This window comes from Sinanaerobacter chloroacetimidivorans (genome assembly GCF_018128545.1).
GTDB lineage: Bacteria > Bacillota > Clostridia > Peptostreptococcales > Anaerovoracaceae > Sinanaerobacter > Sinanaerobacter chloroacetimidivorans.
In genome coordinates, this window is sequence record NZ_JAGSND010000003.1 from 57343 (window position 1) to 76999 (window position 19657).

Below are 19657 nucleotides of genomic sequence, written 5' to 3' on the forward strand. Positions count from 1 at the left end.
ATGAAAAAAATCTATCTGATCGGAATTGGAATGGGGAATGCTGCAACCTTGACAGAACAGGGGCGCAGGGCTGCGGAGGCAAGCAGACTGCTCATCGGTGCGGAACGGATGACAGCTGCTTTTCCAGAGTTCCCAGGTACTGTGTACCATGAGATATCACCGGGAAAGATTTTAGATAGTATTCGGAAAAATCCCGGATATCATTGCGTTGCCGTACTTCTGTCTGGAGATGTGGGCTTTTTCAGCGGTGCGAAAAAACTGAATCAGCTCATTGAAGAGCAAAAGAGGGACGAAGGCTTATGGTTTGACTATGAGGTGGAATTTATACCCGGTATCAGTTCCCTTCAATATTTCAGCGCGAAACTGAAACTTTCCTGGGAGGATATCAAGATTGTAAGTCTTCACGGAAGAGAAGACAATATTATGGGTGCGGTATGGAACCATGCGAAGACGTTCTTTCTGACGGGAGGAGACTATTCGGTGCAGAGAATTTGCCAGGTTCTTGCGGAGAATCATTTGCAAGAGGCAACGGTGCATGTCGGAGAAAAACTCTCCTATCCGGAAGAGCGGATTCTTACAGCGCCTGCCGGAAGCCTGACAGATCAGGAGTTTGATCCTCTAAGCGTGGTGCTGGTAGAGAATGACAGGTTAATCAAAAGAACGACGGCGACACACGGCCTGGATGACCGTCTGTTCCTCCGAGGGCAGGTGCCTATGACGAAGAGTGAGATCAGAAGTATATCCTTATCAAAGCTGAAGCTGCGTTCGGGCGATATTGTTTATGATATTGGCGCAGGAACAGGGTCTGTCTCCGTGGATATGGCCTTTCAAGTCCGCGAGGGAAGTATTTACGCCGTGGAATACGACGAAGATGCACTGGGACTGATACGGGCAAATGTGGAGCAGCTGGGTGCCTGGAACGTAAAAATCGTACCTGGAAAAGCCCCGGAAGCACTCGGTAATTTGCCTGCGCCGGATCGGGCCTTCATTGGAGGAACCAAGGGAAATCTTCCGGAGATTCTGGAACTGTTAATCAACAAGAACCCAAGGATTCGGGTAGTGGTGAACGCAATTACCCTCGAAACCATGATGGAAACTTTGGAACAGTTGAAACGGTTCGGATTTGAGGACGTAGATCTGGTACAGATCTTTGCGGCCCATGGAAAGGAAACCGCAAATTATCATATGATGCAGGGGCAGAATCCCATCTTTGTCATCAGCGGGGAAAGACCATAGGATCTTGCAAATAAAATTACGATTGGAGAGAAAATGGAGCAACGAAGCATACCTAGAATCATGATAGCGGCTACCGGAAGCGGCAGTGGAAAGACAACGGTGACCTGCGGCTTGCTGCAGGCATTTTTGAATCGGGGCAAAAAGCTGGCCTCATTTAAATCAGGGCCTGATTATATTGACCCTATGTTTCATGCTGAGGTACTGGGTGTGAAGTCAAGGAATTTGGATCTCTTTTTTACCGGAGAAAACCTTACGAAGTATTTATTCTGTAAAAATTCCGAGAACACAGATCTGGCGGTCATGGAAGGAGTCATGGGATTTTATGACGGACTCGCGGGCAAATCCATGGAAGGCAGTTCCTATGATCTGGCACGTAAGACACAGACACCGGTTATTTTAGTGATGGATTGCAAAGGGATGTCCGTATCCATCGTTGCTGCAATGAAAGGATTCCTGGAATTACGGCCGGATCACTTTATAAAAGGGGTGATTCTCAACCGAATTTCTCCCATGATTTATGAAGATATTCGGGAGTTCATTGAATCGGAGCTGAACGTTTCCGTTTTGGGGTATTTACCAATCATGGAGGCTTGCCGGCTAGAAAGCAGACATCTCGGCTTGGTAACTGCAAAGGAAATCGGGAATTTAAAGGGAATTGTTCAGCAAATGGCGGCACAGATGGAAGCGACCATCGATCTAGAGAAGATTCTGGAAATTTCAAAAGAAGCGTTACCTGTGACCTACGAGATTCCGGAGGAAGTGAAGAGAATTAAAAAGTTTATAATGAATGTGCCGGTTAAAATTGCGGTTGCTTTGGACAAAGCTTTTTGTTTTTATTATCAGGACAATCTAGATCTGCTTCAAGAACTGGGTGTACAGATTGTTCCTTTTAGCCCTTTGGAAGATGAATTCCTGCCCGAGGGGATTGATGGTCTGATTCTTGGAGGAGGATATCCGGAACTTTATTTGGAGCAGCTGTCCCGAAACAAGAATCTGCTGTGTGAAATCAGAAGGCTGGTTCGAGACGGATTGCCCTGTCTCGCTGAGTGCGGTGGCTTTATGTATCTTCATCAGTATGTCCTTGACAGAGATGGAATTCCCTTTGAAATGGCAGGGGTCATTGAGGGAGAAAGCTTTCCCACAATAAAACTGGCAAGGTTCGGATATCTTACCCTTACTGCTTTGGAAGACAATCTTCTCTGCAATAAAGGTGCAGAGATAAAAGGGCATGAGTTTCATTATTGGGACAGCACCAATCCAGGAAAAAGCTTTCACGCCCAAAAGCCATTGAGAAAGGTGAATTGGGATTGTATAATTACACAAGGAAATCTATGGGCGGGTTATCCTCATATTCATTTCTATTCGAATATTGAGGTGGCCTTTGAATTTTTAAGGAAGGTAGTAAAAGGATAAGTGATGAAGGAAGAAAGATTATTTGAATTGGTGAATACCATTGAGGATCTAGACTATGCAGCCATGGACGCTGCAAGAAAAAGAGAGGACTCCCTGGCTAAACCTCCGGGAAGCCTTGGCCGTCTTGAGGATATCGCTGTGCAGCTTTCCGGAATCAGCGGCGAATTACATAACAATGTCGATAAATCCTGTATTGTGATTATGTGTTCGGATAACGGTGTTGTGGAGGAGGGGGTTTCATCCGCTCCGCAATCGGTAACCTTAGCACAGACCATTAATTTTACTAGAAGGCTGACAGGAGTGGGAACCTTGGCAAAATATTTTAACACAGATTTAATGGTTGTAGATCTAGGTATCAATGCGGATGTACCAAAGGAGCTTCTGGTAACGGATACCTTGGAAACAATCGGATCTGAAGTCCGGGTTCCCAATAAAATTATTGATCGGAAGCTTAAAAAAGGTACCTGTAATTTAGCAAAGGAACCTGCAATGACCCGTCAGGAAGCGGTGGAAGCGATTGGGGTTGGATTGGAAATGGCTCGGGATCTGAAAAAAGCCGGATACTCGATCTTCGGGATCGGTGAAATGGGAATTGGAAATACCACTACCAGCGCGGCAGTCTTATCTGCGTTAACGGGTTTGCTGGTAGTGGAGACCGTAGGAAAAGGCGGAGGAATTACAGAACAGAGTTTTGTAAGAAAACGGGAAATCGTTGAAGAGGTGCTGAAGAGATATGAGTTTACAGGACAAGAAGACCTGGATGTAGTCGATGTCCTGGCAAAGGTTGGAGGGTTTGATCTGGCTGCAATGACAGGGTCTTTTCTGGGCGCTGCGGTATATAAACTGCCGGTGGTGATCGACGGATTTATTTCGGCAGTAGCAGCAATGGCTGCCGTAAAGATTTCTCCTTTTGCGAAAAAATATATGATTGCATCACATGTGTCAAAGGAGCAAGGCTATAGTCACGCGCTCAAAGCTCTGGGGCTTCCTGCCATGCTTCATCTTGATCTGCGCCTAGGAGAAGGCAGCGGCTGCCCTCTGGCTTTTCAGATCATTCGGGGCGCCTGCGCAGTAATGAACCATATGGCTACCTTTGCAGAAGCGGAAATCAATGATGACTATTTGGAAGAAATCAGAAAATTGGACTTCTAACCTGTAAAAGAATGAATAAAAAATATTTTCGTGGTATAATTTGGTAAGGAACGAAAATATCAAAAAATCTATAGTGTCGCCCTTAAAAGTCATGGCAGTAAGGGGAGTTATTGGTTCCGGAAGAATAGGGGGTATGACCATATGAAAAAAGCGGTTGTCGCGTTGCTTGCAATCCTATCAATTTTGACGGCAGGCTGTTCGTATGAAATGGTAATCAGGAACGATTATACTTACACAGGGGAAAATGAGAATTGGGTATGCGAATATAAGAAAAATATAATTGTTACGTTTCCTGAAAAAGATGGTATGACATATTATCAAAAAAAGGAAACGAATGATTTAACCGCTACCTTTAAAAAAGACGTATCGGAACTTTCTGCTGTTAAACATGCGGAAATATCTTATGAAGATGGTTTTGGCAGCAGAGGCGGTTTAAGTGAAGATTATTATGATTCTCCTCCCCGAGACAGCGTGTACAGACTAAATGGCGGCTCGGGTACAAGTCATAAACTAAGCAAGTTTTATGATGCTCCTGAAAATATGCAAACAGCACTTTTTATATATGCCGATCCTGGTGCCGATGCGATGAAAGATCATGTGATAACAGTGACTGTGAATCTTGACGAAAAGACTCAAAACATCGAATTGTTTCCGGCGGAAACATCCAAACCTTATTCTCAGGCTTACGAACGCTTGAAAACCAGATTTGCTAAGATGCAGATTTTAAGACTATATCCTGAATGGGCCGATCAATTAAATAGGAATGACTATTAGGTGAATAAGTTACTCGCATAAAATGAAAGACGAGGTCAATGCCTCGTCTTTTCGTTCCGGCTTGCTGCCAAAAGAAAACCACCCGCTTTTACGGGTGGCTGCAATTTTTAATATTTGATGAACTTAGATCCGGGTACGCCGCAGATAAAGCATTTTTCAGGTACTGCTTTTTCGATGTTTCCGCATACCGGACAGAGGTAATAGAAGATTTCTTCCGCCTGGTCTATATTTTCCAAAGCTTCTTGATACAGCTTTGCGTGTACTTCTTCCGCTTTCATGGCAAAAGTAAACGTAGCAATAGCAGCTTTGTTTCCTTCAGCCTCGGCGTCTTTCAGAAAATCAGGATACATATCCTGGTATTCATGGGTTTCGCCAAGAACTGCATCTTTCAGATTATCTGCAGTTGAACTGATTTTTCCAGCAACTTCAAAATGTTTAAGTGCATGTAAGGTTTCGGCATCGGAAGCTGCCTTGAAAAGCTTCGCTGCATTAATTTTCCCTTCTGCCTCGGCTTTCTTTGAGTAAGCCAGATACTTCCTGTTCGCCTGGGATTCTCCGGCAAATGCCTCCATAAGATTTTGTAAAGTTTTTTGATTTTCCATAGTACTTACCTCCATTATAATAGTTGATCATTTATATACTTATTGTACTTAACGTTCGTAATGAACGTATTTTAGCTTAGCGTTTCCTGGCATTTTGGACAAATGCCTTTAAAATATACGCTTTTATCCTTGATTTTGAAGTTTTTTAAATCCCCAGTGATCGATTCTGCTTCAATATCAAAATCGTAAATGTTCCCGCAAGACTCACATTTAAAATGCCCATGATCATCCGTAGCGATATCATAACGTGTTTCGTTGTCTTCAATGGTTATGACCCTGACAAGATCCGCTTCGGCTAGAGCATTCAATGTACTGTAAATGGTTGTCTTCGATAAGGTGGGGATATCTTTGTGGAGATCCGTGTAAATTTGATGCACTGTAGGATGACATCGGTTATGGATCAGATATTCCAGCACCTTTAATCTCTGGTGTGAAAGGCGGATATTTTTTTCTTTCAATATATCTGCCAGATTTTCAAATGTAGGTTTCATTCCATATCACATCCTATATTAAAAATTGAAAGTAATAATTTTTAATATGTAACAATAATTATGTTGTAATCGTTACAACTTTATTATAATAACATTTATTTTGAATGTCAACTAAAAAAATAAAAAAATATTATTGATTTCTCCCCATTTTGTTCATATGTTGTTTTGAGAAAATCTTTCAAAAAAATAAAAAATCCTGCAATTCAAATATACAATTGCAGGGTTTTTTCGTTATTCCTGTGCTGCATTCATCATTGAGGTTTCTTCATTATCAAATACCATCAGAACTTCATCGCAGTTAGGAAATTTAGGACAATTCAGGCAATCCTTCCAAACCTTGTGAGGCATGTGCTCTTTGCTGATTTCCTTAAATCCGCACTTGCTGAAAAAGGAAGTCTGATAAGTCAGCGTAAAGACCTTTTTGATTCCCAGTTCTTCTGCTTCCTTCAGAAAATGTTCTACAAGCTTTTTTCCGATCCCTTGGCCGGCATGGCTTTCCTTGACGGCTAACGTTCTGATTTCCGCAAGGTCAACCCAAAGTATGGAAAGTGCTCCGATTCCTACGATTTCGTTATCGATCTCCATAACAGAATAATTTCGTATATACTCATAAATTGAGCTTCTTGAACGAGGAAGCATCAAGCTTTTCTTTGCATAATGATTCACTAATTTGTGAATGGCTTCTGTGTCCGACAACCTGGCTTTTCGAATGTTCATAACTTGTTCCTTTCTGAATTTTCAATGATTTTATTTATCTATCATAACACCTTTTTTATCGCATTGCAATACATAATATTCATGATGATGAATAAAAATACAAAAAATAATAACATTGTTTTGGAGCTATCCATTTCGTAGTCAATACCATGATCTGTATGCGATCAGCATTGCCATTTGAAATAAACCGGAGTAATATATAGTAAAATCAATTTTTCTTTTGGGAGCCGCTCTAAGGCCGGCGCCCGGCAGCTGTAGTTTCGACGCTGGTGCTGCCGGATAAGCCGGTCTTTGACAGCGGTATTTTGGGCTTCGGGCCGCCGGATAAGCCGGCCTTTGAAAGCAGTATTTTCAGTATTTCGTATTTTAAGAGGAGGAATACGATGAGTCTTTTCTTTTGGCGGTATGATCTGCCTGCCGGATTTGAGTTTGACTGCGTAGATTATATCGTGGATGAGTCCGATGTGGACATGCACTGGCACAACTATTACCAACTGGCTGTTTGTACAGGCGGAACAGGTGAGTTCGTCTTTGAAAAGGAAACCTATCCCTATGCCGAAGGCGATATCTTTATCGTAGACAATATGGAAAAGCACGGTGCCTTTGCGCATCCAAGCACGACTGCTTCCTTTACATTTCTTATTTTTTATCCCCAGTTTGTCGTTCATAATGCCGATCAGAAATTTGATTATGAATATCTTCTTCCTTTTTTATATAACCCGGAGGAATTTTGCAACAAAATTAACGGAGACAGCCAGATCGGACAAAGGTTGAATGGTATGCTTTCCGATATCATAGAAGAAAACCGCCGCCGCCGTCCGGGCTACCGTCACCTTATCAGCGCCAAGCTGAGGGTTGTGCTGGCAGAGCTGATCGGATATTACAACCTGGGTGAGGCGGCGAGCACTGTAATGGATCGCTTTATGAAGCTTCGACCTGCTATTGAATATATGGAGCAGCATTTTACAGAAAATGTTACCCTTGATGAAGCGGCACGGATTGTATTTTTAAGTGCATCCCGTTTCCGGCACCTGTTTCAGGAAACCATGCATGTCGGTTTTAAGGAATATCTGATCAGCCTTCGGTACCAGGCAGCGAAAAAGCTTCTGGCCGACACCGGCATGACGATTTCGGAAATCGCAGCGCAGGCCGGATTTTCGAATCTGTATAGTTTCTACAAGCTCTTTGAACGCCATGAAAAAATGACCCCCAACGAGTACCGCAGAAAGTTGATGGAGCCATGACCACGCGTCTCTGCAGAAAACAATGAGCAGCCATTTCCAAGCCGTGAGCGGACATTTAGACAGAAAACAATGAGCAGCCGTTTTTGACAGTCTTTTTGCCTATCCTGATATTTTTTCTGCCTCCTGTTATTGGTAATCTATGAGTATCGGTTGTATGAAACGCAACTTGTGAATTACGAATCGGAATTACAATAACGTAAGGGAGGTTTTTTTATGCAAAGCCAAAAGTATGAGCATCTTTTCCAGCCGCTGAAAATCGGAAATATGGTAATCCCAAACCGTATCTGCCATGTTCCTACCGATATCAGTTCATCCAATGCGGATGGCTCCGTAAGTGAACGTGATATTCACCATCATTCGCAAATTGCCAAAGGCGGCACCGGGTTGATTATTGTGGGTGCTACAACACCCGATTCGGCAACGGGACGTCCCACGGTGACCTGTCTGGTTGCAGACAACGACAATTATATCCCCGGTTTGACCAGACTGGCCGCTTCTATGCATAAATACGGTGCCAAATGTATCGTTCAGCTGCAGCACCCCGGGCGGCAATGTGCCATTCCCCGCTATAACACCATGTCCACTAACGATATGGTAGTGAAGCTGCCCTGGAGCGCCGGTCATGAGATTGTCTTTGAAAATGCGGAGGAAAAAGGGAAGGCTGTTCGAGGCATTACCACGGAAGAGTGCCTGGATATGATCGATAAATTCTCAGATGCCGCATGGCGGGTGAAACAGGCCGGTTTTGATGGTGTGGAACTGCATGCCGCACATGGATATCTGATTTCCCAATTTATGAGCCCTTATCTGAACCGAAGGAATGACCGCTTCGGCGGCAGCTTCGAAAATCGTATGAGATTTCCCCTGGCTATCGTGGCATCCATACAGAAAAAATGCGGTAAAGATTTCCCGATTTTTGTACGGTATTCCATCGACGAATTTCTGGAAGGATCCCGCCGACTGGATGAAAGTGTGCTGGTGGCACAGGAATTTGAAAAGGCAGGAGTCGCCTGTCTGGATTTAAGCTGCTGCATCCAGGAGACCCCAGGGGCAGGATTCTGTCCTATGCAATACGACGAGGGCTGGCAGGTTGAGGCGGCTTATACGATAAAGAAGTCTGTCTCCATTCCTACTATCTGCAACCGTGTATTGAGAAACCCGGAATACTGTGAAGGAATTCTGGCGGAAGGAAAGGCGGATATGGTGGGTCTTTCCAGGCAGCTTTTGGCAGATCCCTACTGGTCAATTAAGGCGGCTCTTGGAAAAGAGGATGAAATCCGTAAATGCATCAGCTGTCTTACCGGCTGCTGGCAGGAATCCATGATGGCGAAACGCGAGATTCAATGTGCCATCAATCCTGCCTGTGGTCACATGGAGTTTGATAAACTGGAACCGGCAAAAAAGCCTATGAAAGTAGCGGTTGTCGGCGGCGGCCCTGCAGGAATGGAGGCAGCACGGATGGCCACGGTTCGGGGCCATCAGGTAACGATCTTTGAAAAAACCGGTGAATTGGGAGGAGCTATTTTAGGCTGCTGTGTCGTACCCGGTAAGGAAAAGATGAAGTGGTATGCCGACTGGGTTCGCTTGCAGATCAAGAAGCTGGGAGTACAGGTTAAGTTGAATCACACTCCGGACATTGACGAACTGAGAAATTTTGATATCATTCTGAATGCTACGGGGTCCGTCTCGTATTTACCGGACTGCATTGGAAATGACAATCCGATAGTTGTACCCTTCCAGAAGGTCCTGGCTTGTCCGAAGAAAACCTGTGAACACCATCCGGGTGACCGTGAGATGCACAAGACAGGTGAGAAAGTATTGATCTGGGGAGATCATTTTGCTGCAGTGGATACTGCTGAGTTCTTAGCCGGTATCGGTAAAGAAGTCACTGTCGTGACGGAAGAGAAAGAGCTGGGTTCCAGGCTGGAAGTCATACATATGTATGTTACCCGTAAAAACTTTCGTCAGGAGCATGCAGAAGGATTGGAAGGCAAGACTATCTATCAGCATCCTGTTACCGTACATGAGAACACTACCGTTTACCAGATAAAAGACAAAAGTGTAGTTCTTATAGACAGGGATTTTAACAAATTTGAAATTGAGGCAGACACCATAGTCAATTGTCATGTAAGACCCAACCACGCATTTTTCGACGAATTGGCGGCAGCCGGACTTCCTGTTGTGAATGCGGGAGATGCAGTATCGGTACGAAACCTCCATGCCGCAGTAGATGAGGGAGCCCTGTTTGGCTTGAAACTGGATGAGGATTCATTGCTCTTTAACCCCAACCATTCTGTTATCAATGAACTGCCCCTTGATGTTTACGGGATGCTGACCCGATAAAATAAACTGTTGAATTTTGGTAATATTTGAAGTACACTGAAACGGCGGGAAATGAAAAAAACCTGGGTAATGCTGATAAGGCATTACCCATTTCATTAGTAAGCAGTGTTTTAAAATGGCAGCAGTTAGTTTCAAAATGGAAGCGGTTTATACTCAGAAAGGAAGGCGGTAAAATACATGAAAAGTAAAAAACATCAAAAATTGAGAGAAAAAGTAAGGAGCGGATTCCTGAAAGTAACATTCGTTATCATTGGCATGATGATAGTGAGTATCTTATCGAATTTAATTTTAGTTTCTTATGCGAGGGGCATTTATGACGGCCCTTATAAAGAGATGGCAGCCGTCGGTACCATAGAAAAAAATATCGAAATAATTGAAAAAAATATTTATATTGCCATGGCAGAAACGAACAACCAAACAATTGTGAGCCATGTCAATAAGATTAAAGATAATGAGAAAGAACTCCAGTCAAGTATTGAGGAGCTGAAAGCAGTTGTTCCAAAAGATCAAATAGCAGAGATCGATTTGTTTCAAACACAATTTGAGAAATCCTATCCTGCTCTGGATCGAATCGGAGAAAAACTGACCACCTTTGATGCGAACGGGGATAATGAATGGGAAGAAGCACTGAACATCATGAATGATGAAGCGCTTCCCATTTTTAAGGTGGCAAGAGATACGCTGGAGGTGCTCCACACCAGATCCGAATCAGCTGCCACGGATTATTTGCACAATGCCGCCATTGCTCAGATTTTGGTGATCTGCCTCATGGCTGCAGGACTTCTTCTTTCCATTTTTGTATCTGCAATAATAAGCAAGAGATTAGAGGGCGAAATCCTGGCACCGGTAAATGAATTGGTTGCCGTAAGTTCTTCCATTGCAAAAGGCGACATTGATGTTACCGTCACATACGATAAGGATGATGAACTAGGCGTACTTTCAAAAAGCATGAAAGCCATTATCGTATCCTTGCAGGCATTGATAGGCGAAGCGAAAATGCTGACACAAGGGGCAGTGGAAGGAAAGCTGTCAACTCGCGGAAATGCCGAAAAGTTCCAGGGCGGCTATAAAGAGATCATTCAGGGAGTCAATCATACACTGGATGCGATGACCAGTCCACTTTCCGTTTCAGCCGAATATCTGAATCGCATCAGTAAGGGCGATATACCGGAGCTGATAACAGAAGAATATAAAGGGGACTTTAATGGAATTAAAAACAGTTTAAATACCTGTATTACCGCTATTAACAGTCTTATCAGAGATACGGACATGTTGGCGAATGAGGCCATCCACGGAAGACTTGATAAAAGAGCCGACAGCAGGATTCATGGCGGCGATTTTGCAAAAATCATAGACGGTATCAATAGAACGACTGATGCGCTGGTTGGGTACATAAATGAACTTCCTTCCCCGATTATCATCATGGACAAAGATTATTCCATCGTCTATATCAACAAGGCGGGAGCTGATATTGCGGCTCTTTCAAGAGATGAGGCGATGGGCCTCAAGTGTTACGATGTCATGAAAACAGAAGATTGCGGTACTGAAAACTGTGCCTGCAGACAAGCCATGGAGAAGTGTACCAGAATGACAAGGGAAACGAGTGCTCATCCCAATGATCTGAATTTGGAAATTTCATATTCCGGAATGCCTGTCCTGGATCAAAATCAGAATGTCGTCGGGGTTTTCGAAATCATCGTGGATCAGACGGATGTGATCAATGCTATGAAACAGGCGGAGCAAAACGCTGAAATCTCCCGCAAACAGACAGAGTACCAAGATAGAGAAGTGGAAAATCTCATCGTTAACCTTGAAAAATTGGGAAAAGGGGATTTAAACATTCAAACGGTCTTGTTCGATACCGATAAAGACACGCAAAGAATCGGAGAGAACTTTAAAAATATCAATGAGAATCTGAACAAAAGCGTTCAGGCAATCCAGATGCTGATCAATGAAGCTTCTGCAATGACGGAGGCTGCTATTGAAGGGAATTTAAACTATAGAGCTGACTCGTCAAAGCATGGCGGCAGTTTTGCTCAGATTATGGAGGGGTTGAATCAGACTCTGGATGCGGTTGTGGAACCCATAGAAGAAGCGCTGTCCGTTATGAAGGAAATGGCAAGGGGCAACCTGCAGGTAACCATGACCGGTGACTATAACGGAGATCATGCGGAGATCAAGAAAGCACTGAACGACACGATTAACAATATTAGGAGTTATGTAAATGAGATTTCAGCCATACTTTCAGAGGTGGCGGACGGAAACCTCAACGTTTCCATTACGGAGGACTATAAAGGCGACTTCATAGAAATCAAGGATTCCCTGAATAATATCATCATGAGCTTGAATCAGGTCATGGGAAACATCAGCGTGGCTGCGGACCAGGTTGCATCCGGATCCAGACAAGTATCCGACGGAAGCCAGTCCTTATCTCAGGGATCTACGGAGCAGGCCAGCTCTATTCAGGAGTTGACTGCCTCTATCATTGAGATTGCTTCCCAGACAAAACAAAACGCGGTAAATGCAAATCAAGCCAGTGATCTTGCAGAAACCGTATGCGATAATGCCAAAAAAGGAAATGCTCAGATGCAGAGCATGCTGGAATCCATGGGAGAAATCAATGAATCCTCAGCCAATATTTCTAAAATCATAAAGGTCATTGACGATATCGCTTTTCAGACAAATATTCTGGCACTGAATGCTGCGGTGGAGGCGGCCCGGGCAGGCCAGCACGGGAAAGGCTTCGCAGTGGTTGCGGAAGAAGTAAGAAACCTTGCAGCAAGGAGCGCTGATGCTGCCCGAGAAACCACGGATCTGATAGAGGGCTCAATCGGTAAAGTTCAGGTTGGAACAAGGATTGCCAACGAAACGGCGTCAGGGCTTTCTGAAATCGTAACAGGAATCGAAGAGGCTGCAGGACTTATGCAGGGAATCGCTGAGGCTTCCAACGAACAGGCATCCGGGATCTCTTTTATCAGCAAGGGCATCGAGCAGGTATCTCAGGTTGTACAAAACAACTCCGCAACGGCGGAAGAGAGTGCCGCAGCAAGTGAGGAGCTTTCAGGCCAGGCAGAACTTCTCAAAGAAATGGTCGGCAGATTCAGATTCAATACTGATACAAAAGAACTATACGGATCGGAAACCCTGCTTCTTTCGGGTCATTAAAATTGTATTCACACCAGATTTGCTTGCAAAAAAGGTAGTAAAATTCAGGAAATCTTGCATTCAATGCTATTTGTGATATGATTCAAGTAATACCATTGCTCAAAGGAGGAAAAAACAATGTATGAAACGATGCAGCCCGGCAAACGCAATCTGATCATAGAAAAAATTCTGAGAGCCGAGTGGGAAATGCTTAAGAATGTTGACAATATAGGAGGCAAGGCAGATTGCCAGGAGGATTGGACAACCTTTCACATCATGAGATATTCCTATTATAATGCATGGCCCGATACGATGATAAGAAGCTATGTGAGGGACTTGGAAGAGGCCATGGAGCAAGACAGGAATCTCGTCATGGAGAAATATGCCTACATGATGGAATTTACGGATCCTGCGTACTTTAACAGCAAGCTGTCACCCTTCCTGCCAAAGATAGATGACAATACAAAAAAGCTGATCGATGAAATCGCTGAATACCTGACGGGTTTTGATAAGGAATTTACCTTACAATATCCAAAGCTTAGCACCAAAGGGCGGCCTGTGGAAGCTGCAAAAGACGGAACGGAAACTTCCGCGGAAACCTATGCCAGGGGAGAATTAAGAACCTATTCACAATACACGTTGAAGCTATTCCTGGATTATCTTAAAAAGTGCAGGGCCGAAGGTACCAATTTTGCATTTTTAGTAAAGGACAAAATGGTAAAAATGTACGGATATGATTCTATAGAAGCAGCGGAAGCGAAAATGTAAGGTGGGGATACATATGGAGCCTGGAAACTTTTTTAAAGAGCTGGATTCGATGTTTCAGACAAAGAATATAAAAGAGGTTGAAAAGTACGTGATAGACGCTATGGAACGCGTACAAAGGGAAAATGACCTGCCGTCACTGCTTGCAATTGCCAATGAACTTGGCGGAATTTACCGGGTGACGAGCAGATTCGATGAGGCAAAGCTGGTATATGCCATTGCTGTGGAAACCATTAAACTGCTGGGACTTCAAAATACGGTACAGCATGGAACAACGCTTCTGAATCTTGCAGGGGTCTACGCGGAAGCCTATGAAACGCTGGAAGCGATAAAGCTGTATGAGAACGCGGCAGTGATCTTTACCTGTGCCGGATTGGATCGGGACTATAGAATGGCTGCCCTCTATAACAACATGAGCCATGCCTGTGACAAAATGAACATGACCGATGAGGCATTGACTTATGCAGAAAGATCGCTGGCTGTCATAAAAGGTTTAACGGGATATGACCCGGAGCTTGCAACCAGTTATACGACCCTTGCTACAAGATATTTAAAAAAGCAAAGGTATCACGAGGCTCTTGATCATCTTAAGAAAGCAGAGAAGATCTTTTTAAAGCTGCCGGGTAAAATCAACATCCATTATGCAGCCACTTTAAATTCTCTCGGTGAACTGCATTACTATCAGGGAAAACTCGCCGAGTCAGCCAGGTATTATGAGCAGGCTCTGGAACTGATTAAAGAGAATTATGGAGAAAATAAATCTTATACGGAGGTCTCCCAAAATCTTGCAAAGGTCTATGAAACGATGACTTCAGCAAATAAGAGAATGACAGGACTTGAACTTGCAGAGGCATACTATAACGAATACGGCAGGAACATGATTCAGGAAAGCTTTCCGGAGTATAGAAGATATATGGCCATAGGTCTTGTTGGCGAGGGGTCCGAATGCTTCGGCTTTGATGATGAGCTGTCCGAGAGCCACGACTTCGGGCCGGGATTTTGTATCTGGCTGCCTGATGCGGTTTTCCGGGAAATCGGTGAAAAGCTGCAGGCTTCCTATGATCGCTTACCAAAGACTTTCAACGGAAAATTCAGAATGGAAACCTTGGAAGGCGGCGGCAGAGTGGGCGTTTTCAGTACCGGTGAATTTTACAGGAAATATATCGGCTGTACCGGCGTTCCCAAGAGCAATGCAGAATGGCTGTTTGCTCCGGAAACCAGCTTCAGTACGGTGACAAACGGAAAAATTTTTGAAGATCATCTGGGCGAATTCACCAAAATAAGAGACGGGTTGTCAAACTTTTATCCAAAGGACATTTATCTGAAGAAGCTGGCTGCAAGAATGGCCATGATGTCCCAAACTGGCCAGTATAACTATGAAAGATGCATGAAGAGAAGTGAGTACGCGGCAGCCTATATTTCCTGCAGCGAGTTTGTAAAGGCTTCTGTATCGATGATCTATTTGTTAAACCGGAGCTATATGCCCTTTTATAAATGGATGTTCAAGGGAATGGATCAGCTGGAACGCTTGCGGGATGTAAAACCGCTGCTGGAGCAGCTGTCCGCCCTTCCGGATGCTGCCGGGAATACGGATAAAAAGGTTTTGCTCATAGAAGAAATCTGTATTCGGGTTGGAAATGAACTCAGGCGACAAGGGATCATTGCCGGATCGGATGCTTTTCTGAACAGCCATTGCCGCTCTGTCATGGACTTGATTTCTGACCCCCAGATCAAACATTTACCTGTCATGTTTGACGCGAAATAATTTTATGGTTTTTATTTTGTAAAATTTTTGAATATGAGACAGATAATAATTGCAAAGGAATAACGTCAATGATAAAATGACAGCAAGGACGGGTTCTTCCTTTTGAACGATGAGGTGAAACCTCATCGTTTTTCATGTATGGGTTTGTTGAAAAACAACTGGAACAGGAGGCTGGAAAGTGGACGCTTTAGAGCAGAAGTATTTAAAAAAAATCGTCTCGGCAGGTTATGAAAGTGAGTTTTATAAAGTCATGGTTGAATACCTGGGTGAAGAAATTTTCGTGGCCGACGGAACAGGGAAAATACTGTTTGTAAATCCTGCTTCCGTTAAGACGATCGGACTCCCAGTTGATCAGATCGTAGGACGCAACGCGGAAGATTTTGAAAAAGAAGGATATTTTTCCGTCAGCAGTACCATGGAGGTCATTCGCCAGAGAAAAAGCATCAACGTTTTGCAGAAATTGAAGAACGGTAAGACCGTCCTTGCTACAGGTGTACCCATTTTCGATAAGGAGCAGGATGAAATTGTTATGGTTATCAGCACATCCAAAGATGTGGACGCTGTGAACGAATTATTGCATACTGTTGAAAAACAGGCAATGGAAATTGAAAAAAACAAAGCTGAGATCCATAATCTGAGAGAATCTATGTTTGAAGCAGAGGGCTTTATTTCCGGCGACCCGATCATGCAGGAACTAAAAAACACCGTGGCCAGAGTAGCCCCCCTGGAGGTATCGGTCTTGATACAGGGAGAAACCGGAGTCGGAAAAGAAGTCGTGGCCAGATCCCTGCACAAATTCAGCAACAGGAGCAATGAACCTTATATTAAAATTAACTGCGGTACCATACCGGAACAGCTGATTGAGTCCGAACTGTTTGGATATGAGAAAGGTGCATTTACAGGAGCGAACTTGGGAGGTAAAAAGGGAAAGGTTGAAATGGCCCACATGGGAACGCTTTTTCTGGATGAGATCGGTGAGCTTCCACTGACGCTGCAGGTCAAACTACTCGACTTTTTACAGGATGGGACCTTTACAAGAGTCGGAGGAACGGAGAGGATCAAGGTGAATGCAAGGGTGGTAGCTGCAACTAACCGGGATTTAAAACGGATGTGCGAGGAAGGAAAGTTTCGAAAGGATCTGTATTACAGGCTGAATGTAATCCCCATCAACATTCCGCCCCTTCGTGACCGTCCCGGAGATATCGATGTTCTTACGAAGTATTTTGTTTCACGCAACAATTCTAAATACCGGTGTCATAAAATATTGGGCAACGGACTTCTCGAGATTTTGATCCGGTTCGACTGGCCGGGAAATGTAAGGGAATTGGAAAACGTAATGGAACGGGCATTTGTCATGTCTGACGAGCAAATGGTTACCAAGGAGGATATCAAGAAAATTCTCTATGGAGATGGTGGGTTATCAGAAATTAAGAATTTGACGGAGCTGGAGATTATGCCCTTAAAAGAGGCAAAATGGGCTTTGGAGAAACAGCTTGTCAGCAAAGCTTACAAAATGTACAATTCCACTTATAAAGTTGCCGCGGTGCTGCAAGTGGACCAGTCAACAGTAGTAAAGCTATTGCATAAACATAAGTGCATACCATAAGAAAAGAGATGACTATGTGATTTATCAAAGAAATTTTTCCGATAAACCAATGAATATATTCATTATGGATAAGGACTTTTTTCATTATATTTTACACGTAAGGTGTCTTATTAAAGCATGAAAAAACTGAGAAACGGTTTTTTCCATGCTTTTTTTAGTTGTCTGCTTTTGATAAATTTGAGCTGGTGCTGCAGAATCAGGGAGATGCTCAAGTCGGTCATCTTGGAGATTATAATTTGGCACGATTCCTGCAATGTATCTATGTAATTTGATTTAAGCATCTTTAGAAATAAGGAGGAAAAAATGAATAAAGAAAAAGTATTTGCGGATGCAGCTGAAGCAATCATAGAAGGCGATGAAAGCAGAGCGTTGGACATTATTAAAAAGGCTGAAACCGAAGGACTTGATCTAGTTGAATTGCTGTCAAAGGGCTTCAGCGCAGGTATGCAGGAGCTAGGCGAAAAGTTCAGTTCAGGGGAAGTATTTCTGCCGGAACTGATTTATATCAGCGGCATCATGAAGAATATCTCTGCAGAGGTCGAATCAAAATTAGACCAAAGCAGTATTCAGAAGAAAGGTGTCATGATCATTGCAACTGTAGCGGGGGATGTGCATGATATCGGAAAAGGTATTGTTGCGTCTCTTGTGAAGACAAACGGTGTAGAAGTTCATGATCTTGGAAGAGAAGTCCCTGCCGAGGAATTTGTAAAAGCGGTAAAAGAATTTGACGCAGACTTTGTCGGAAGCAGTGCACTGCTGACAACCACCATGACGGAGCAGCAGCGAATTGAAGAACTTTTAAAAGAAGCGGGACTCAGAGATAAGGTCAAGACTTTTGTCGGTGGGGCACCGATAACACAACGGTGGGCGGATAAGATCGGTGCCGACTATTATAGTGAAGATGCAACGGAGACGATAAGGCAGATTAACGAGATCATTTCAGCCAAAACACGATAAACCGATTCTAATTTAATTTTTATGAATGGAGGCCTAACATGAAGGATAGTTATTTTACCAGAATGGGCGATGGTGAAGGCATATGGATGTCGAAAGCCGAACTGGAAGAAGAAGTCCAAAAAGGCATGGAAGATGCCGTTAAAAAAGGAAAATCGCAGCCGCTGGATAAGGAAGATATCGACAGACTGTTGGATATCCTCATGATGCCAGAGAAAAATGTAAGCGTAGAAAGAGGTAACGAAGGTGTTGTGACCTTTGATGCCGGGACATTGAAACTTCCGGTAAGAGCAGGCATCCCTGTGGATAGAACTACGGCTTTACTGATTCATGAACGAATCCTGTGCTCAGATACCATGGAACTTTGCCATGTAGATTATAGTTACAAGGCGATCAAGAATATTATCGCTGAAGAAGCAATGGCTATGGAATCCGCTCAGATGAACTGTATCATGCCTGTCTTCTATGGAGCAATGCCGAATATGGGTCTTTATACAAAACCCGACGGACCGGTGGAAAACTGGTCGGTGGCTTTGCCCGAAGGAAGGATCAAGGATGCTTGCGATGCCCAGGAAGCGGCTCTCGAATTCTGTAGAGATGATATGATATACATTGGAAGTAAAATGGCTGAAGCCGGTGCCTGCGGAATCCAATTCGATACCATCGGTGCTAGCGGCGATGCCGACGCAATCGCTGCGCTTGAAGCGGCTAAGGTTCTTTCACAAAAGTATCCTGATTTGAGCATCACTATGGGCATGGCAAATGAATTCCATCTTGGAATGCATGGTAAGCTGACTTTTGAAGGCGAAAAAATAGCTGGGCAATATCCTGCTAAGCAGGTTAAATCTGTCGAAGCAGCAGGTGCACATAGCTATGGTGTGGTAATTAATACAAATAGCAGCAGGTCCTTCCCGTGGAATCTGGCAAGATCCCTTACATATGTCAAGGAAGCGACAAGAGTGGCAGGTATTCCGGTCCTTGTAAATGCCGGTATGGGCGTTGGCGGAATTCCTCTGACCAATACATCACCTACCGACTGTACGACAAGAGTTTCTAAAGTTATGATGGAAATCGGCAAAGCCGACGGATTGTAGATTGGCCATGGGGATGCTTACGGAATGGCTTGCATGCACGAAACGGCCGCTGGAATGGGAGGAATTCGTACAGCCGGAGACCTGGTTGCACGTATGGTCATGAAAGGCATGAAGATTAACCAGGCCAAAAAATATGTTGCAGATAAATTAGGTTGTTCGGTGTTCGATTTATCAGACTCTGCCAGAATGAAGGAGATCAGGGAATCTCTCGATATCGGCACGGTACTGTCCAGAACGAACGCGGCAACAGGTATGGCGGCAAAAATAAAGATTGCAGAATTGCTTGATATTAAGATTCCGAGTGTGGAAAAGTTCAAGAAGTTAACCGGTATGTAATGAATAACGGTACGGACTGAA

Annotated in this window: 14 protein-coding genes and 1 pseudogene; 12 read left to right on the forward strand and 3 right to left on the reverse strand. The window is 43.9% G+C overall.

From position 1 onward, the window contains the following. The 4 genes from cbiE to KCX82_RS05705 all read left to right on the forward strand — a co-directional run bounded on the left by cbiE (position 1) and on the right by KCX82_RS05705 (position 4575). Complete coding sequence (cbiE, locus tag KCX82_RS05690; RefSeq protein ID WP_227017482.1) at positions 1 to 1236, forward strand: precorrin-6y C5,15-methyltransferase (decarboxylating) subunit CbiE; 1236 nt, start codon at positions 1 to 3, stop codon at positions 1234 to 1236. Positions 1237 to 1269: 33 nt separating this feature from the next. After that, positions 1270 to 2649: a cobyrinate a,c-diamide synthase gene (locus KCX82_RS05695; RefSeq protein WP_227017483.1), complete on the forward strand. Its 1380-nt coding sequence runs from the start codon at positions 1270 to 1272 to the stop codon at positions 2647 to 2649. Between the two features lie 3 nt (positions 2650 to 2652). Further along, positions 2653 to 3801 carry a nicotinate-nucleotide--dimethylbenzimidazole phosphoribosyltransferase gene (gene cobT, locus KCX82_RS05700; RefSeq protein WP_227017484.1) on the forward strand — a complete coding sequence of 383 codons (1149 nt, stop codon included), beginning with the start codon at positions 2653 to 2655 and terminating at the stop codon, positions 3799 to 3801. A gap of 141 nt (positions 3802 to 3942) precedes the next feature. Next, the gene (locus KCX82_RS05705) at positions 3943 to 4575 is read left to right on the forward strand and encodes a hypothetical protein (RefSeq protein WP_227017485.1); all 633 of its coding nucleotides are present in this window, start codon (positions 3943 to 3945) and stop codon (positions 4573 to 4575) included. A gap of 107 nt (positions 4576 to 4682) precedes the next feature. On the opposite strand, the gene KCX82_RS05710 is transcribed toward KCX82_RS05705, so the two are convergent. From KCX82_RS05710 to KCX82_RS05720, 3 genes are all read right to left on the reverse strand, one after another. Then, complete coding sequence (locus tag KCX82_RS05710; protein ID WP_227017486.1) at positions 4683 to 5177, reverse strand: rubrerythrin family protein; 495 nt, start codon at positions 5175 to 5177, stop codon at positions 4683 to 4685. A 71-nt stretch (positions 5178 to 5248) separates the two neighbouring features. Continuing rightward, complete coding sequence (locus tag KCX82_RS05715) at positions 5249 to 5668, reverse strand: Fur family transcriptional regulator (protein ID WP_227017487.1); 420 nt, start codon at positions 5666 to 5668, stop codon at positions 5249 to 5251. 231 nt (positions 5669 to 5899) lie between these two features. Next, a complete protein-coding gene (locus KCX82_RS05720; RefSeq protein ID WP_227017488.1) occupies positions 5900 to 6385 on the reverse strand; it encodes an N-acetyltransferase in 486 nt (161 codons plus the stop codon). Between the two features lie 383 nt (positions 6386 to 6768). Here KCX82_RS05720 and KCX82_RS05725 point away from each other — a divergent pair, with 383 nt between their 5' ends. The 8 genes and pseudogenes from KCX82_RS05725 to mtbB all read left to right on the forward strand — a co-directional run bounded on the left by KCX82_RS05725 (position 6769) and on the right by mtbB (position 19636). Beyond that, positions 6769 to 7629 (forward strand): AraC family transcriptional regulator, encoded by an 861-nt coding sequence (locus tag KCX82_RS05725; RefSeq protein ID WP_227017489.1) that lies wholly within the window; start codon positions 6769 to 6771, stop codon positions 7627 to 7629. A gap of 213 nt (positions 7630 to 7842) precedes the next feature. Continuing rightward, positions 7843 to 9972 carry an oxidoreductase gene (locus tag KCX82_RS05730; RefSeq protein ID WP_227017490.1) on the forward strand — a complete coding sequence of 710 codons (2130 nt, stop codon included), beginning with the start codon at positions 7843 to 7845 and terminating at the stop codon, positions 9970 to 9972. A gap of 177 nt (positions 9973 to 10149) precedes the next feature. Continuing rightward, entirely contained in the window at positions 10150 to 13137 is a 2988-nt protein-coding gene (locus tag KCX82_RS05735; RefSeq protein WP_227017491.1) for a methyl-accepting chemotaxis protein, read from the forward strand. Between the two features lie 117 nt (positions 13138 to 13254). Next, positions 13255 to 13884 (forward strand): DUF4125 family protein, encoded by a 630-nt coding sequence (locus KCX82_RS05740; RefSeq protein WP_227017492.1) that lies wholly within the window; start codon positions 13255 to 13257, stop codon positions 13882 to 13884. A gap of 13 nt (positions 13885 to 13897) precedes the next feature. Next, positions 13898 to 15646, forward strand: a complete 1749-nt coding sequence (locus tag KCX82_RS05745; protein WP_227017493.1) for a DUF4037 domain-containing protein — start codon at positions 13898 to 13900, stop codon at positions 15644 to 15646. Positions 15647 to 15824: 178 nt separating this feature from the next. Further along, positions 15825 to 17252: a sigma-54 interaction domain-containing protein gene (locus tag KCX82_RS23120; protein ID WP_227017494.1), complete on the forward strand. Its 1428-nt coding sequence runs from the start codon at positions 15825 to 15827 to the stop codon at positions 17250 to 17252. Positions 17253 to 17555: 303 nt separating this feature from the next. Further along, the gene (locus KCX82_RS05755; protein WP_227017495.1) at positions 17556 to 18209 is read left to right on the forward strand and encodes a cobalamin B12-binding domain-containing protein; all 654 of its coding nucleotides are present in this window, start codon (positions 17556 to 17558) and stop codon (positions 18207 to 18209) included. A 38-nt stretch (positions 18210 to 18247) separates the two neighbouring features. Beyond that, positions 18248 to 19636 (forward strand): annotated as a pseudogene (mtbB, locus tag KCX82_RS05760) ([dimethylamine--corrinoid protein] Co-methyltransferase). Positions 19637 to 19657 lie beyond the last annotated feature (21 nt).

Excerpts from the sequence above, each read along its gene's own strand:
- KCX82_RS05695 (WP_227017483.1), top strand. The coding sequence starts at position 1,270 with ATGGAGCAACGAAGCATACCTAGAATCATGATAGCGGCTACCGGAAGC.
- KCX82_RS05740 (WP_227017492.1), top strand. The coding sequence starts at position 13,255 with ATGTATGAAACGATGCAGCCCGGCAAACGCAATCTGATCATAGAAAAA.
- cobT (WP_227017484.1), top strand. The coding sequence starts at position 2,653 with ATGAAGGAAGAAAGATTATTTGAATTGGTGAATACCATTGAGGATCTA.
- KCX82_RS05725 (WP_227017489.1), top strand. The coding sequence starts at position 6,769 with ATGAGTCTTTTCTTTTGGCGGTATGATCTGCCTGCCGGATTTGAGTTT.
- cbiE (WP_227017482.1), top strand. The coding sequence starts at position 1 with ATGAAAAAAATCTATCTGATCGGAATTGGAATGGGGAATGCTGCAACC.
- KCX82_RS05705 (WP_227017485.1), top strand. The coding sequence starts at position 3,943 with ATGAAAAAAGCGGTTGTCGCGTTGCTTGCAATCCTATCAATTTTGACG.
- KCX82_RS05720 (WP_227017488.1), bottom strand. The coding sequence starts at position 6,385 with ATGAACATTCGAAAAGCCAGGTTGTCGGACACAGAAGCCATTCACAAA.
- KCX82_RS05730 (WP_227017490.1), top strand. The coding sequence starts at position 7,843 with ATGCAAAGCCAAAAGTATGAGCATCTTTTCCAGCCGCTGAAAATCGGA.
- KCX82_RS05710 (WP_227017486.1), bottom strand. The coding sequence starts at position 5,177 with ATGGAAAATCAAAAAACTTTACAAAATCTTATGGAGGCATTTGCCGGA.
- KCX82_RS05715 (WP_227017487.1), bottom strand. The coding sequence starts at position 5,668 with ATGAAACCTACATTTGAAAATCTGGCAGATATATTGAAAGAAAAAAAT.
- KCX82_RS05745 (WP_227017493.1), top strand. The coding sequence starts at position 13,898 with ATGGAGCCTGGAAACTTTTTTAAAGAGCTGGATTCGATGTTTCAGACA.
- KCX82_RS05735 (WP_227017491.1), top strand. The coding sequence starts at position 10,150 with ATGAAAAGTAAAAAACATCAAAAATTGAGAGAAAAAGTAAGGAGCGGA.
- KCX82_RS05755 (WP_227017495.1), top strand. The coding sequence starts at position 17,556 with ATGAATAAAGAAAAAGTATTTGCGGATGCAGCTGAAGCAATCATAGAA.